Here is a 14714-nt window from a genome sequence, read left to right on the forward strand (position 1 = left end):
ATGTCCACTCAAGGTTTTCTGAAGCCGCGTTCCATTGAAGTTCAACCGGTCGGCACCCACCATGCCAAGATCGTGATGGAACCCTTCGAGCGTGGCTACGGCCACACGCTGGGTAACGCCCTGCGCCGTATTTTGCTGTCTTCGATGACGGGCTATGCGCCCACCGAAGTCCAAATGACCGGTGTGGTGCACGAATATTCCACCATCCCTGGTGTACGCGAAGATGTCGTAGACATCCTCCTGAACCTGAAGGGCGTGGTGTTCAAGCTGCATAATCGCGACGAAGTCACCTTGGTGCTGCGCAAGAACGGTGTTGGCGCCGTATTGGCCAGCGACATCGAACTGCCGCACGACGTCGAGATCATCAACCCCGATCACCTTATCTGCAACCTGACCGACGCCGGTAAAGTGGAAATGCAGATCAAGGTCGAAAAGGGCCGTGGCTATGTGCCGGGTAACGTGCGCGCGCTGTCCGAAGACCGCACGCACACCATCGGCCGCATCGTGTTGGATGCTTCGTTCAGCCCCGTGCGCCGTGTCAGCTACGCCGTCGAGAGCGCTCGTGTTGAACAGCGTACCGACCTGGACAAGCTGGTGCTGGACATCGAAACCAACGGCGTGATCTCGCCCGAGGAAGCCGTCCGTCAATCGGCCCGTATCCTGATGGACCAGATCTCCGTGTTTGCCGCGCTGGAAGGTGCTGGCGATTCGTACGAAGCCCCGGTCCGCGGCACGCCGCAGATCGATCCGGTGCTGTTGCGCCCGGTCGACGACCTGGAGCTGACGGTGCGTTCGGCCAACTGCCTGAAGGCCGAAAACATCTACTACATCGGCGATCTGATCCAGCGTACCGAAAACGAGCTGCTCAAGACCCCGAACCTGGGTCGCAAGTCGCTCAACGAAATCAAGGAAGTCCTGGCTGCACGTGGCTTGACCTTGGGCATGAAGCTCGAGAACTGGCCGCCGTTGGGTCTGGAACGTCCCTAAGCCATTCGCTTCATTTAACGATTTTCCACCGGACCGCGGCCTGGCGACAGGCCGATAGAAGATTCGGATAACCTGGCGGTGCATGCGCCGCCTTTAGATTCAAAAGGAACTTATCATGCGTCACGGTAATGGTTTGCGTAAGCTCAATCGTACTAGCAGCCACCGTCTTGCCATGTTTCGCAACATGGCCGTTTCGTTGTTGACCCACGAAGCGATCAAGACCACGCTGCCCAAGGCGAAAGAACTGCGCCGCGTCGTTGAACCCCTGATCACCCTGGGCAAGGAACCCACTCTGGCGAACAAGCGTCTGGCTTTTGCCCGTCTGCGCGATCGCGATGCAGTGGTGAAATTGTTCGCTGAAATCGGCCCCCGCTTTGCGGCCCGTAACGGCGGCTACACCCGCATCCTGAAAATGGGTTTCCGCCAAGGCGACAACGCTCCCATGGCTTACATGGAATTGGTTGATCGTCCTGAAGTCCAGGAAACTGAGGCTGACAACGCTGCCGAATAATCCGGTCAGTGGATAAGCGCAAAGGCGAGCTTTCGAGCTCGCCTTTGTTTTTGCGGCTCACCAATCATCCCTGTTTGACGCGGATCGCAATCAGACGGGGCCGTGGCCATACGAAGACCTGGCAGAGACCAATCAGGAATCTTGTTTGAGGGCTTCGCGTAGCTGGCCCGCTGTTGCCGCTAATTGTTCGGCTGGCGGCTGCGGCGGCATGATGAATTCCAGATCTTTCTGGGCGATGTACTGCGTAGAGGTGACGTCCTGCAGTTCGTGCATGGGGATGAGGTGCGCGTGAGCATGCGCGACATGTATCCCGGTAAACGCAAAGGCGACGCGCTCTACCTGGTATAGGGCCTTCATCACCCGTGACAGGGACTGGCCCAGGGCCAGGATATGGTTGGCCTGCTCTTGCGGGATATCCTCAAAGTACGGGTGGTGTTGTTTGGGAATGATGAGCACATGGCCTGGCCGGACAGGGTGGATGTCCAGGAATGCCAGCGTGTCGTCGTCTTCGTGCACTACGTGGGCGGGAATTTGACCTTGTGCGATGCGGCAAAACAAACATGAGTCTGACATGGCGATATGGCCTTTCACAAAGGGTAATGCCACGTGGAGCCAGCTTTTCTCGAACCCCGATCAGGCGGAGTAACGATCAGTCCTGGCGTCGCGCAGCACGGCATACGAAGTAAGATACCTGATCGACACTGCGGTGCAAGCCGTATTCAGGAGCCGTCATGTTGCGCGAAGACGATATCGTATTGGTCATCAGTAACGCCCCGGATATGTTGCTGGCGAAACGTATCGCCCATGTCCTCGTCGAAGATGGCTTGGCAGCCTGTGTGAACCTCGGTGCTCCCATTTTGTCCATCTATCGCTGGCAAGGTCAGATCGAGGGGGCCGATGAGATCCCGATGTGGATCAAGACGACCGCTGGCCAACAGCATGCCGTCGTACAGGCGTTGGCTAAACTACATCCGTATGAGGTGCCTGAAATCATCGTCGTGCCGGTGATTGGCGGCAGCGCGCCGTATCTGGATTGGGTGCGCGAGCAGGCCAATGGCACGCCTATGGAATGATGAGCCGCTCTGTTTGATCTTCCTTGTGGTGAGTGAGTGGCCATTCCGGTTTGTAAATGGGCGGTCTCGCGGATTGGGTAACAAAGAGAATGTGATGCATCAGTTTATGGTTCGTGCACCGTCGGCAAGGCGGTATGGGTGGAGTGTCCTGCTCGCGCTGGCGATCTGGGTATTGCTTGCGTGGCGTCCGGCTGCTGCGTTGTCGGAGGACGATTTTCTGCCGCCTGAGCAAGCATTTGCATTCACGGCCGTCATGACGAGTCCGCAAACGCTGCAACTCCAATATCGAATCGCGCCGGGATACTACATGTATCGCGAGCGGTTTGCGCTGTCGGCCGACCCCTCGGAGGCGGTTACCCTGGGAGCGCCGGTTTATCCCCAAGGGGAAGTCAAATACGACCCCACATTCGAAAAGAACATGGAGGTCTATCACCGTCAGGTGACGATCACCGTGCCTGTTGCCGGCGATCAGCCCTTTGTGTTGAAAGTCACCAGCCAAGGGTGCGCAGACGCGGGGCTGTGCTATCCCCCGGCAGATCATACGGTCCAGCTCAAGCCGGTGGCTGGAGGATATGCACTGGATAGCGCTGATGCGCGCGCATCGGGCCCAGGTTTGGCCATCAGTAGTGCGGCCACGGTTGGCCTTTCAAACGGCGTCCAGGACCGCTCAGGGTCGTCTGAGGGCTTGGGAGCGCTATTGTCAGCGGGTGATACCGGATTGGCGGATGCCATCAGCGGCTTGGGTTGGTTAAAGACGGCCGGCGTGTTCTGGGTGCTCGGGCTGCTGTTGGCATTGACCCCATGCGTATTGCCCATGATTCCTATCCTGTCTTCGATTGTGGTCGGAGGAAATCGTGACGAGCGTCCAGGGCGCTGGCGCTGGCGCGGGTTGGGTTTGGCAGCGGCTTATGTGTTGGGTATGTCGGTGGTCTATACGGCGCTCGGTGTAGCGGCAGGCCTGAGCGGAGCGGGTTTGGCTGCGTGGTTGCAGACACCCTGGATCTTGGCGATATTCGCTGCAGTGCTGGTTCTGTTGGCTGTCGCAACGTTTGGTGCCTTTGATTTTCAAGTGCCAGGCGCGGTGCAAAGCTGGCTGACCGCCCGTTCGGCGCGGATCCCTGGCGGTCGCGTGACGGGCGCGCTGGCGATGGGGGCAATATCGGCGTTGATCGTGGGCCCCTGCGTGGCAGCGCCGCTGGCGGGCGCCTTGTTGTATATCTCCCAGACCGGTGATGTGGTGTTGGGGGCAGCGGCGCTGTTTGCGCTGGCATGGGGCATGGGTGTGCCTTTGCTGGTGGTGGGAGCGTCGTCGGGGGCATTACTGCCCAAGGCCGGCCCATGGATGGATGGCGTCAAGCGCTTGTTTGGCATGTTGTTGTTGGCGACGGCATGGTGGATGTTGATTCCTATCACGCCGACGTGGCTGCAGATGACGGGCTGGGCCTTCCTTGCCATCGTGGGCGCGGTAATGTTGCGCGCTTTTGACGCGCTGCCTGGTACTGCCGGGGCTCCCCGTATGTTCGCAAAGGGCATCGGTTTATTGTTGGCGTTGGCGGGTGCGGCGTGGCTGGTGGGAGCGGCCAGTGGTGGCCGTGATGTATTGCAGCCGCTGTCGCATTTGGTGCAGCGTGAGAGTGCAGGGCAGGCTGTTGCTGCTGCGGGTCATGTGGAATTCACGCGCGTGCGCAATACGGCCGAGCTGGATGCGTTGTTGGCGCAAAGTACTCGGCCGGTGATGTTGGATTTTTATGCGGATTGGTGCGTGTCGTGCCGCGAAATGGAGCGATTTACGTTTTCCGATCCGGCTGTGGCCAGCAAGATGTCGCGTATGTTGTTGCTGCAGGCAGATGTGACGCAGAACAATGCGGATGATCGCGAGCTGTTGAAGCGATTCAAGTTGTTTGGGCCGCCGGGGATTCTGTTCTTTGAACCGGGAGGCGCGCCTGTTGCTGATGCTCGCGTTGTCGGGTTTCAGGATGCGGCGCGGTTTGGGGCCGTGTTGGATCGGGTATTGCGTTAGCAGAGGCGAGTCGCAGCTCGTGCTGACCTAAGGCCTATCTAGAGAGATCTTCCATTGAAGGCCATCGCCACAGTCTGCGCATGCCCCGCAGCAACGTCCATAAGAACACTGTTATCTCTATTGAGACGTCCCTGTCATTCGCCTGCAAGCCGCACCGGGCCTATCGCCGCGACTCGGCCCATGACCAGGGGCCTCGGCCCGCTGCGCGGGCTATATCGCGGCTCAACGGCCCGGTGCGGCTTGCAGGCGAACGACAGGGACTCGCAGTGGTGACATGCGTGGCGTCGTCGCGTGGCGTGTTCGCATACCGGTTTGTAAAAGACCGGTGGATTACTGCTGCTTCAGCAATTTGGCGGCGTCGATGGCGAAGTAAGTCAGGATGCCGTCGGCGCCTGCACGCTTGAAGGCGAGCAGGGCTTCCATCATGACTTTGTCGTGATCCAGCCAGCCATTGGCAGAGGCGGCTTTGATCATGGCGTATTCGCCGCTGACTTGGTAGGCAAAGGTCGGGACGCGGAACGCGTCTTTGACCCGGCGCACTACGTCGAGATAGGGCATACCCGGTTTGACCATGACCATGTCGGCGCCTTCCTGGAGGTCGGCGGCGACTTCGCGCAGGGCTTCGTCGATGTTGCCGGGATCCATTTGGTAGGCCATCTTGTTCGATTTGCCCAGATTGCTGGCCGAGCCTACCGCGTCGCGGAAGGGACCATAGAAGGCGCTGGCGTATTTGGCCGAGTACGCCATGATGCGGGTATGGATGTGCTGCTTGGATTCCAGGGCCTCGCGGATGGCGCCGATGCGGCCATCCATCATGTCGCTGGGGGCGACGATGTCGACGCCGGCGTCGGCCTGGACCAGCGCTTGGCGAATCAGGATCTCAACGGTGGGCTCGTTGATGACGTAGCCGTTTTCATCAATGACGCCGTCTTGGCCATGGCTCGTGTAGGGGTCGAGAGCGACATCGGTCAGGATGCCCAATTCAGGGAAGCGCTGTTTCAGCGCTGCGACGACGCGGGGAATCAGGCCGTCGGGGTTGGTGGCTTCGATACCGTCGGGCGTCTTCAGTGCCGGGTCGATGGCGGGAAAGAGCGAGAGCACGGGTATGCCGAGCTCTACGCATTCTTCGGCTGCGGTGAGCAAGGTGTCGGGCGAATAGCGCACGACGCCAGGCAGCGAGGCCACGGGCTCGCGCAGGCCTTTGCCTTCGGCGACGAAAACGGGATAGATCAAGTCGTCGACGGTCAGGGTGTTTTCACGTACCAGGCGACGGGTAAAGTCGTCACGGCGCAGGCGGCGTGGGCGCGAGGTCGGGAAGGGAGGGGTGATGATTTTGGGGGTCATGGGACTACCTTCGGTGATATCCAGTTCTCGATGTGTTGTGCGGCCTCTTCCAGGCCGATGCGTTCGGTTGCCGAGAACGGTACGGTGTATAGCGCGCCGATGTCGGCCAGCTGTTTGCGCACGGCGAAGACAGCGCGCTGGCGCTGACCGTAGGGCAGTTTGTCGGCTTTGGTCAAGAGGGCCAACACGGGCCGGCCCGTGGGGGCAATGAAATCAGCCAGGCGTCGATCAAGCTCGGTGACGCCACGGCGAATATCGATCAACAGCACGATGCCGGCCAAGGAGGGACGATCGCGCAGATATCCTCCCAGGATGTCCGACCATTTTTCTTTTTCTTTGTAGGCGACGGAGGCATAGCCGTAGCCGGGCAAGTCGACGAGAAAGCCGAGTGGCGCATCCGGCGCCAGTGGATCGGGCAGGCCAAACAGGTTGATCAATCGCGTGCGGCCAGGTGTCTTGCTGGAGTAGGCCAGGCGACGTTGATTGCACAGCACATTGATGGCCGAAGATTTACCCGCGTTGGAGCGGCCGACAAAACAGACCTCGGGCGCGCCGGGGTCTGGCAGCTGGTCGAGGCGGGCTGCCGAAATAAAGAAAGAGGCGCGGTGGAGGAGGGACACGAGAGAAGTCCGATATAGTTGGTTATGAGCGCCCAAGAGGCATGAGCAGAGCGTTGCTCGCCTCGCGAGGGAGCCAAGGAACGAGGTGGTCCGACGTCCCTTGAAAACCCTATTGTATAATCGTGCGTTTGCAGCAGTGGTACCCCCTGCATTAGCCGGGTCTTTCCGCCTGTTAAAAAGATGGAAATTCCGGGGCGGATGTATGTTCGGTCCGGCACGGCATGGGGCAGGCATGAGGCGCTTGATGGCGCCTTGATCGCAGTCCGATCGTCGAGGTATTCAATGATGCGTGTGCTGTCCCGGATGTTGCTAGCCAGCGGGCTGATGCTCGGTGTATTTGCAGTTCCCAGTATTGCCGCGGAGAGCGCGGCAGGACCGGCCAAGCCGGACGCCGCCAAAGGCGCCCAGCTTTATGACCAAGGTGATGCCTCCAGAGGTATCGTTGCCTGTGCGTCCTGTCACGGGCCAGGGGGTAATAGCAGCATTCCTGCTAACCCGAATTTGGCTGCACACCCTCACGAATATCTGGCGAAACAGCTCGCCGATTTTCAAACCAAACAGGGTGCCGACAAGCCGACGCGTAACGGCGCGGGCGGTAATCCCACGCCGATGACCGCGATGGCGCAAAACCTCACGCCCGAGGACATGCAAAACGTGGCGCTTTATCTGGCGCAGCAGCCGCTGACCCAGCCAGCGACCGCGGGATACAAAGATCTGGTGGACCATGGGGAAAAAATCTGGCGTGGCGGCTTGCCGGATCGGAATGTTCCTGCCTGTGCCTCGTGCCACTCCGCAAATGGCGCTGGTTTGCCGGGACAATACCCCCGTCTGGCCGGACAGTTCCCTTCGTATATCGAAGAACAATTGAAGCTTTTCCGCAGTAAAGACCGGGCGAACAACGCCGTGATGAACGACATTGCCGATCGTATGTCGGATGCCGATATCAAAGCGGTGTCGGATTACGCCGCAGGCTTGCGCTAAGCTACGCGCTTGGCCCATCCTCGCGCGGCCGGTCTGCGCAGCAATACAGGCATCTCTGGAACCCGATTCCAGAGATGCTGTCCATAAGGGGGAAGCCGGTCATGCGGCTCCCCTTTTTTTCATGAACTCAAGCACCCAGCCCTCTCGCTATCCCCTTCGCAATCTGCCCCGCGATGTCTTCGAACTGCTCGGTTCGATGCGCTTTGCGGTGAGCCTGTTGATGTTCATCTGTATTGCCAGCCTGCTGGGTACGGTGTTGGCGCAAAATCGTCCATCGAACACGTACATCGATCAATTCGGGCCCTTCTGGTTCGAAGTGTTCGATAAGTTCTCGATCTGGCACGTGTATAACAGTTGGTGGTTTCTGACCATCATGGGTTTTTTGGTGGTTTCAACTTCGGTATGTTTGATTCGCAATACACCGAAGATGCTGCGCGAAGCACGGTCATTCCGTGAGCATGTGCGTGCGAGCAGTCTGCGGGCGTTTCCTCACCGTGTGGAGATCCGTGATGTGGCTGCAGTGGATGAGGCTGCTGGGGGCGTAAAGGGGCTGCTGACCCAGCAAGGCTATGCCGTACGGGAGCGCCGCGACGGCGATGGTGTCATGTTGGCCGCCAAGAAAGGCAGCGCCAATCGCCTGGGATATATCTGCGCCCATTCCGCCATGGTGATCATCTGTATCGGCGGGCTGCTGGACAGCGAGCTAGGGGTGCGCTTGCAGGTGATGCTGGCAGGTAAGCAGCCCATTGTCGAAAACATGCTGATCTCGCAGGTGCCGGCCAGCGGGCGGCTTTCGGTGGCCAATCCCAGCTTTCGCGCGAGCGTGTTGATTCCAGAGGGCGGGCAGGCCAGCACGGCAGTGGTGATGGTGGGTGATGGTGCGCTGGTACAGCCTTTGCCGTTTACCCTCAAACTCAAGAAATTCCTGGTGGACTACTACTCCACCGGCATGCCCAGCCGCTTTGCCAGCGAGGTCGAGGTCACTGACCCCGATACAGGCAAGACTTTTGATTCCACCATCGAGGTCAATGAGCCGCTGCGCTACAAGGGCGTGACGGTTTATCAGTCCAGTTTTGATGATGGCGGCAGCACCGTGAAGCTCAAAGGTTACCCCTTGGTCGGGGCTGGCAATACGCCATTTGAGGTCGATGGCACGGTGGGCAAGGCGGCCGAAATCACCGCCCGTAGCGGTGACGGCAGCGCCCGGGAGATGCAGGTGGATATCACCGCGCTGCGGCCGATCAATGTCGAGGACCTGACCGGCGGTACGCCCAGCGGCAAACCCATGACGTTGGGAGAGCACGTCGCTTCGGTATCCGGCAGCGCAGCGGGCAAGAAAAACGAGCATCTGCGCAACGTAGGTCCCAGCGTGGAATATCGCCTGATCGATCAGGCCGGGCAAGCGCACGAGTTCATGAACTACATGCTGCCGGTCGAGCTGGATGGCGCGGCGGTCTTTTTGGCGGGTGTGCGCAACAACGCCTCGGAAAACTACCGCTATTTACGGATCCCGGCGGACGCCGATAGCTCGATGGCTGAATTCATGCAGTTACGGGCCGCCTTGGCTGACCCTGCGGCTCGTCGTGAGGCAGCTCGCCGTTTTGCTGAGCGCAATAGCCCGTCGGCCGCCGAGCGGTCATCGCTGCAGACGGCAGCCGAGCGTGCTCTGGATACGTTTTCGACTGGTGGACTGCAGGCCATTGCGGGCTTTTTGCAGGCCAACACACCGCAAGCCGATCTGGAGCGTGCGGCAGATGTCGTGATCCGTTTGATCGGCGTGTCCATGGCGGAGTTGCGTGCCGTGGCTCGTGAGCGCGCGGGCCTGCCGGTTCTACCCGAGACTGGTTCCGAGGCTGAACAGGCCGCGCAATGGTCGCGCCTCGCAGTGGCTGCGTTGTCCGATCTGAATGTGTATCCCGCACCGGTTTTCTTGACGCTGAGCGATTTCAAGCAGGTGCAGGCCAGTGTGTTCCAGGTCAGCCGAACCCCGGGCAAGACCGCCGTCTATATTGGCTGCCTGTTGTTGGTGCTGGGTGTCTTCTCGATGTTTTATATCCGTGACCGGCGTGTGTGGGTATGGATAAAGCCCGCTGCCGATGGTGCGGGCAGTGATGTTCACGCCGCCATGACGTCGCAGAAGCGTACACTCGACTTCAATCACGAGTTCGAACGCTTCAAACAGGCGTTGTTGCGCCGCAACAGGTCTTGAGGTTTTTCCATGTCCGTCAGTACTTCTTCCCAGTCAGCCGATGCCTTGTGGCAGCCGGCCTTGTCCGCCACCGGTGATGCGCGCGTGCTGCGCGGCAGACCGGACTGGACCGATATTGTTTTCTTTCTGCTGCTGGCGGTGGGCGCTGGCTATGCGCTGACCACATATGGCAGCGCCATGGATTATTACGAGAAAATCATCCTGTGCGGCACCGTGTTCGCGCTGACCTGGCTGGGATGGTTGTGGCGTCCGTTGCGGCGTTTAATGATCGCTTGTGCCCTCGCGGCTGGATTCGCTTTGCTGCTTTATCAGCAGGATCTGGCCCGCGCGGAGCAGGTGTTTTTCCTGAAGTATCTGTTCTCATCGCAATCGGCCATCTTGTGGATGAGCGCGCTGTTCATCCTGGCTACGATCTGCTATTGGATCGGCATTTTGAGCCCGACCGCTGCGTGGTTGGGTACTGCGCTGACGTGGGGCGCGGTGTTTGCAGGCCTGACGGGTTTGCTGGTCCGCTGGCGCGAAGGTCATTTGATGGGGCCCGATCTGGGCCACATCCCGGTGAGCAATCTGTACGAGGTTTTCGTACTGTTTTCATTGATTACTGCGCTGTTTTATCTGTATTACGAACGCAAATACGCGACGCGTGCGTTAGGCGGCTTTGTGTTGCTGGTGATTTCGTCGGCGACCGTGTTTTTGCTTTGGTACGCCTTTACGCGTGATGCTGGCCAGATTCAGCCCCTGGTGCCCGCGCTCAAGAGCTGGTGGATGAAATTGCATGTGCCGGCCAACTTCATTGGTTACGGCACCTTTTCGTTGGCCGCCATGGTGGGCTTTGCCTACCTGGTGAAGCAGCATGGCACGACGACGTCGTGGGCCAAATTGGCGCCTTTGTTTGTGTTGGGCGTGTTGCTGTGCGCGGAACCGATGGTGTTTCGCACCGATGGTTTGTCGGCTACGTGGATGATTTATTTTGGCGTGGGCGCCGTGATCGTCGGCGGTATTCTGCTAGGGCGGCGCCGTATTGCACAGGCCTTGCCGTCGCTGGAAGTGCTGGACGACATCATGTATCGCGCCATCGCGATCGGTTTTGCGTTCTTTACGGTGGCGACGATTTTGGGGGCGTTGTGGGCCGCGGATGCATGGGGCGCTTATTGGCAATGGGATCCTAAGGAAACCTGGGCGCTGATCGTCTGGTTGAACTACGCCGCCTGGTTGCATATGCGCTTGATGAAAGGCCTGCGGGGCCACCTCGCGGCGTATTGGGCACTGGTGGGCCTGTTGATTACCGGTTTTGCCTTTCTAGGCGTGAATATGTTCTTGTCGGGCCTGCATTCGTACGGTGAGCTGTGACCCCCCCAGCCAGTGAGTGCGCGCTGGCTCTGCTTGAGACAATGAGAACGATGCCTCGTCGCGATAGGTCGCGAGGCCAAGCAGAGATATACGTTGGTATATCGTAGAAATCCCATTGCCTGCTGGCAACGATAAATCGATGATGGGAAAATTCGTCCTGTCGTCGAGTCGAATCGGCACGACGGTAAGAAGGCTGGAAATGCCTATCGCGACATGTGTCGCATGCCGTTATGTCCGCAGGAGGAAGTATATGGATCCCGACCCAAGCAGGCGCTTGTACGCGCCCGGCACCCTGCCCAACAAGCTTATGAACACAACGCCAAATCGGATAGCAGCGCCGAGGCTCGCGCTCACCTGAACGCGTGAGATGCCTCTGCGGCTGCATGCCAAGGAGGATCTCATGCTGTTTCGACACCCCCGCCCCAACGACGCCTTCCAGCGCGCATTGCGCGCCGCCGTCGCATCCCATCGTCCCGCTGCTCTGCACGCTCTGTTGGTCTCTCATGGCGAGCGTGCTTTTGCGCGGGCGCTCTCTGATCTCTCCGGCCGTGTTATCGCAGACGCGCTGTCTATGCTGCCCGCGCGGGATCACGCTGCGGTGTCATGTCACCTGTCCCGCGCTGCTCGCCGCCGTTGGCGCGAGATCGATGGACGGCATGTGCCCGATTCGCTCTACACGCAATCGGCATCGCCACTGTTTCTGCTTCGATGACTGGAGGGGCGATGACGCGGCCGCGGAGACGTGTGCCTGGAACAAACGTATTCCCGTTCTCGCAGCAACGCACATTCGAACTACGGAAAATATGATGAACATCATCGATAACATGCTGAAAAATCTATTCAGCGGGTTTCTCAAACAGCGACGTGCGAACCGCCATTTCAAGCGTCAATTTCTCTATGACACCGGGCGCAAGGCGGGCGCAGGCAATAGCGTGCAGGCCGTTGCCGCGAGTGTGTCTCGCAGCATGCGGCGTATTGCGTCCGATGATGTGGCCGCCGCGATCATTCGCGTGTCGTCTCATGCAGACGGATTGACGGCGGCCGAAGCCGATGATCGTCGCGGCCGTTTTGGCACGAATGAGGTGACGCACGAGAAACCGTTGCCGTGGTGGTGGCATCTTTGGCTCTGCTACAAGAATCCATTCAATCTGCTGTTGACCGTGTTGGCAAGTGTTTCCTTTGTGACGGATGATCTGAAGGCTACTGCTGTGATCGGGACGATGGTGGCGCTCAGCACGTTGATTCGATATGTACAGGAAGGCCGGTCCAACCGTGCTGCCGAACGACTCAACGCCATGGTGAGCAATACCGTCACGGTAATTCGGCGTCAGGCGGCTGACGATCAGAATATCGACACCAAGAGGCAATGCGTGAGTGCGAATGGACATGGACGCCGTGCCGTCAGGCCGATCGAACTGCCGATTCGGGATCTCGTGCCAGGTGACCACATCACGCTTTCTGCGGGGGACATGGTCCCTGCGGATTGCCGCCTGTTGACGGCCAAGGAACTGTTCATCGCTCAGGCCTCGATGACAGGAGAGTCGCTGCCCGTTGAGAAATTCGCAGAGGTTGCTCAGCCCTTCGAGACGATATTCGATGCCCCCAACCTGGTTTTCATGGGAACGAACGTCGTGTCGGGCTCGGCAACGGCGTTGGTCATCGAGACCGGAAATCGCACCTATTTCGGTGGGCTTTCTGCGCGCCTCGCTGCCACAGACCGAACGCCGACGGCGTTCGAGGCTGGCGTGAATGGCGTGAGCTGGTTGCTGATACGGTTTGCGTTGGTAATGGTGCCGATCGTTTTGTTCATCAATGGCTTTACCAAGGGCGATTGGGTAGAGGCGGCCTTGTTTGCGCTCTCGGTGGCGGTGGGGCTCACGCCCGAGATGCTGCCGATGATCGTGACGTCGACGTTGGCCAAGGGCGCAGTCAAGATGTCGCGCAAGAAGGTTATCGTCAAACGTTTGGACGCGATCCAGAATTTCGGCGCCATGGACGTACTATGCACCGACAAAACCGGGACGCTCACGCAAGACAAGATCGCTTTGGAGCGACACACCGATGCGTTCGGCGCCCCTTGCGACGAGGTGTTGCGATATGCCTATCTCAATAGTTATTACCAGACCGGCTTGAAGAATCTGCTGGATCGCGCGGTGCTCGAGCACGTTGAGTTACAACGAGAGCTGCGCGTGGTGCAGGATTATCGCAAGGTCGATGAAATCCCGTTCGATTTCCAGCGGCGGCGCATGTCCGTGGTGGTCTCGGCGCGCGATGATCATCACGAGTTGATTTGCAAGGGCGCCGTCGAGGAAATGCTGTCCATCTGCGATCAGATTCGCGTTGAGACCGCTCACGGGCCTCAACATGTACCGCTCGATGAGGAATTGCTCAGCCGTGTACGTATGGTCACATATGAGTTGGGCAGGCAAGGTCTTCGGGTCGTCGCGGTAGCAGCGAAGGCGTTGCCCATCTCGCAATCCGTATATTCAATTGCCGATGAGGCTGGGCTGACGTTGATTGGCTATATCGCCTTTCTCGACCCGCCGAAGGAGTCCACCAGGCCTGCACTGCGCGCACTGGCAGAACGTGGGGTCCAGGTCAAAGTGTTGACCGGCGACAGCGAACGTATCGCGGCGCACGTATGCCGGCAGGTGGGTCTGGAGCAAGAGCGTTATCTGTTGGGATCTCAGATCGAAAAAATGAGTGACGAAGCCTTGGCGCAGGCGGTCGAGTCCTATTCACTGTTCGCCCGCCTCACGCCGCAGGATAAGGAGCGCATTGTGCGCACGCTGCGCGGCAATGGCCACGTGGTTGGTTTTATGGGTGACGGCATCAACGATGCTCCAGCATTACGGAGGGCGGACATCGGCATTTCGGTGGACTCGGGAGTGGATATCGCCAAAGAGGCTGCCGACATCATTTTGCTGGAAAAGAGCTTGATGATTCTCGAGGAGGGGGTTGTGGAAGGCCGCAAGACCTTCAGCAATATGCTCAAGTACATTCGTATGACAGCCAGTTCGAACTTCGGCAATGTGTTTTCCGTACTGGTGGGCAGTGCGTTCCTGCCGTTTCTGCCCATGCTGCCGCTGCAATTGCTGGTGCAGAACCTGCTGTATGACATCTCGCAGATCGCGATCCCGTTCGACGATGTGGACCAGGAATTAGTGGCGAAGCCGTTGAAATGGAATCCTGCCGACATCGGGCGCTTTATGATTTTCTTTGGGCCGATCAGTTCGATTTTCGACATCATGACCTATGTGATCATGTGGCATGTCTTCAGTGCGAACACAGTGGCGGATCAGAGCTTGTTCCAATCTGGCTGGTTCGTGGTTGGCCTGCTCACACAGACATTGATTGTCCACATGATCCGCACGCCGAAGTTGCCGTTTATTCAAAGCCGAGCCGCTTGGCCGTTAATGCTCATGACGATGTTCATCATGGCCATCGGGGTGTTGTTACCGATGAGCCCGTTGGCGGATTATTTCGGGTTGCAGGCATTGCCATTGAGTTATTTCCCGTGGCTAGCAGGCATTCTGCTGAGCTACGCGATGCTGACGACGATGATGAAAAAACTCTATATCCGTCGATTCGGTTGGCAGTGACAGGACATGGAAAAGTG

Annotated in this window: 12 protein-coding genes; 9 read left to right on the plus strand and 3 right to left on the minus strand. The window is 58.8% G+C overall.

Going from position 1 to position 14714, the window contains the following annotated elements; all coding sequences use genetic code 11:
• Both ACYVIT_RS00140 and rplQ read left to right on the plus strand, forming a co-directional pair.
• The gene (locus ACYVIT_RS00140; RefSeq protein WP_094823916.1) at positions 1-987 is read left to right on the plus strand and encodes a DNA-directed RNA polymerase subunit alpha; all 987 of its coding nucleotides are present in this window, start codon (positions 1-3) and stop codon (positions 985-987) included.
• 115 nt (positions 988-1102) lie between these two features.
• On the plus strand, positions 1103-1498 hold the full coding sequence (gene rplQ, locus ACYVIT_RS00145; RefSeq protein WP_415806910.1) for a 50S ribosomal protein L17: 396 nt from the start codon (positions 1103-1105) through the stop codon (positions 1496-1498).
• Positions 1499-1630: 132 nt separating this feature from the next.
• On the opposite strand, the gene ACYVIT_RS00150 is transcribed toward rplQ, so the two are convergent.
• Entirely contained in the window at positions 1631-2071 is a 441-nt protein-coding gene (locus tag ACYVIT_RS00150; RefSeq protein ID WP_415806911.1) for an HIT family protein, read from the minus strand.
• Positions 2072-2229: 158 nt separating this feature from the next.
• Here ACYVIT_RS00150 and cutA point away from each other — a divergent pair, with 158 nt between their 5' ends.
• Positions 2230-2571 carry a divalent-cation tolerance protein CutA gene (cutA, locus tag ACYVIT_RS00155; protein ID WP_415806912.1) on the plus strand — a complete coding sequence of 114 codons (342 nt, stop codon included), beginning with the start codon at positions 2230-2232 and terminating at the stop codon, positions 2569-2571.
• 94 nt (positions 2572-2665) lie between these two features.
• Positions 2666-4591 carry a protein-disulfide reductase DsbD gene (dsbD, locus tag ACYVIT_RS00160; RefSeq protein WP_415806913.1) on the plus strand — a complete coding sequence of 642 codons (1926 nt, stop codon included), beginning with the start codon at positions 2666-2668 and terminating at the stop codon, positions 4589-4591.
• A 330-nt stretch (positions 4592-4921) separates the two neighbouring features.
• Here dsbD and hemB read toward each other — a convergent pair whose 3' ends face one another.
• Both hemB and yihA read right to left on the minus strand, forming a co-directional pair.
• Positions 4922-5935 (minus strand): porphobilinogen synthase, encoded by a 1014-nt coding sequence (hemB, locus tag ACYVIT_RS00165; RefSeq protein ID WP_415806914.1) that lies wholly within the window; start codon positions 5933-5935, stop codon positions 4922-4924.
• Positions 5932-6555: a ribosome biogenesis GTP-binding protein YihA/YsxC gene (yihA, locus tag ACYVIT_RS00170; RefSeq protein WP_415806915.1), complete on the minus strand. Its 624-nt coding sequence runs from the start codon at positions 6553-6555 to the stop codon at positions 5932-5934. Before yihA ends, hemB begins: the two co-directional genes overlap by 4 nt.
• A 282-nt stretch (positions 6556-6837) precedes the next feature.
• Here yihA and ACYVIT_RS00175 point away from each other — a divergent pair, with 282 nt between their 5' ends.
• The 5 genes from ACYVIT_RS00175 (at position 6838) to mgtA (ending at position 14697) form a co-directional block, all read left to right on the plus strand.
• The gene (locus tag ACYVIT_RS00175) at positions 6838-7536 is read left to right on the plus strand and encodes a c-type cytochrome (protein WP_415806916.1); all 699 of its coding nucleotides are present in this window, start codon (positions 6838-6840) and stop codon (positions 7534-7536) included.
• 121 nt (positions 7537-7657) lie between these two features.
• Positions 7658-9745, plus strand: a complete 2088-nt coding sequence (locus ACYVIT_RS00180; protein ID WP_415806917.1) for a cytochrome c biogenesis protein ResB — start codon at positions 7658-7660, stop codon at positions 9743-9745.
• 9 nt (positions 9746-9754) lie between these two features.
• The gene (gene ccsB / locus ACYVIT_RS00185) at positions 9755-11095 is read left to right on the plus strand and encodes a c-type cytochrome biogenesis protein CcsB (RefSeq protein ID WP_415806918.1); all 1341 of its coding nucleotides are present in this window, start codon (positions 9755-9757) and stop codon (positions 11093-11095) included.
• A 400-nt stretch (positions 11096-11495) separates the two neighbouring features.
• Positions 11496-11807 (plus strand): hypothetical protein, encoded by a 312-nt coding sequence (locus tag ACYVIT_RS00190; RefSeq protein WP_415806919.1) that lies wholly within the window; start codon positions 11496-11498, stop codon positions 11805-11807.
• 94 nt (positions 11808-11901) lie between these two features.
• Entirely contained in the window at positions 11902-14697 is a 2796-nt protein-coding gene (gene mgtA, locus ACYVIT_RS00195; RefSeq protein WP_415806920.1) for a magnesium-translocating P-type ATPase, read from the plus strand.
• Positions 14698-14714: the final 17 nt, after the last annotated feature.

This window comes from Bordetella muralis (genome assembly GCF_054781015.1).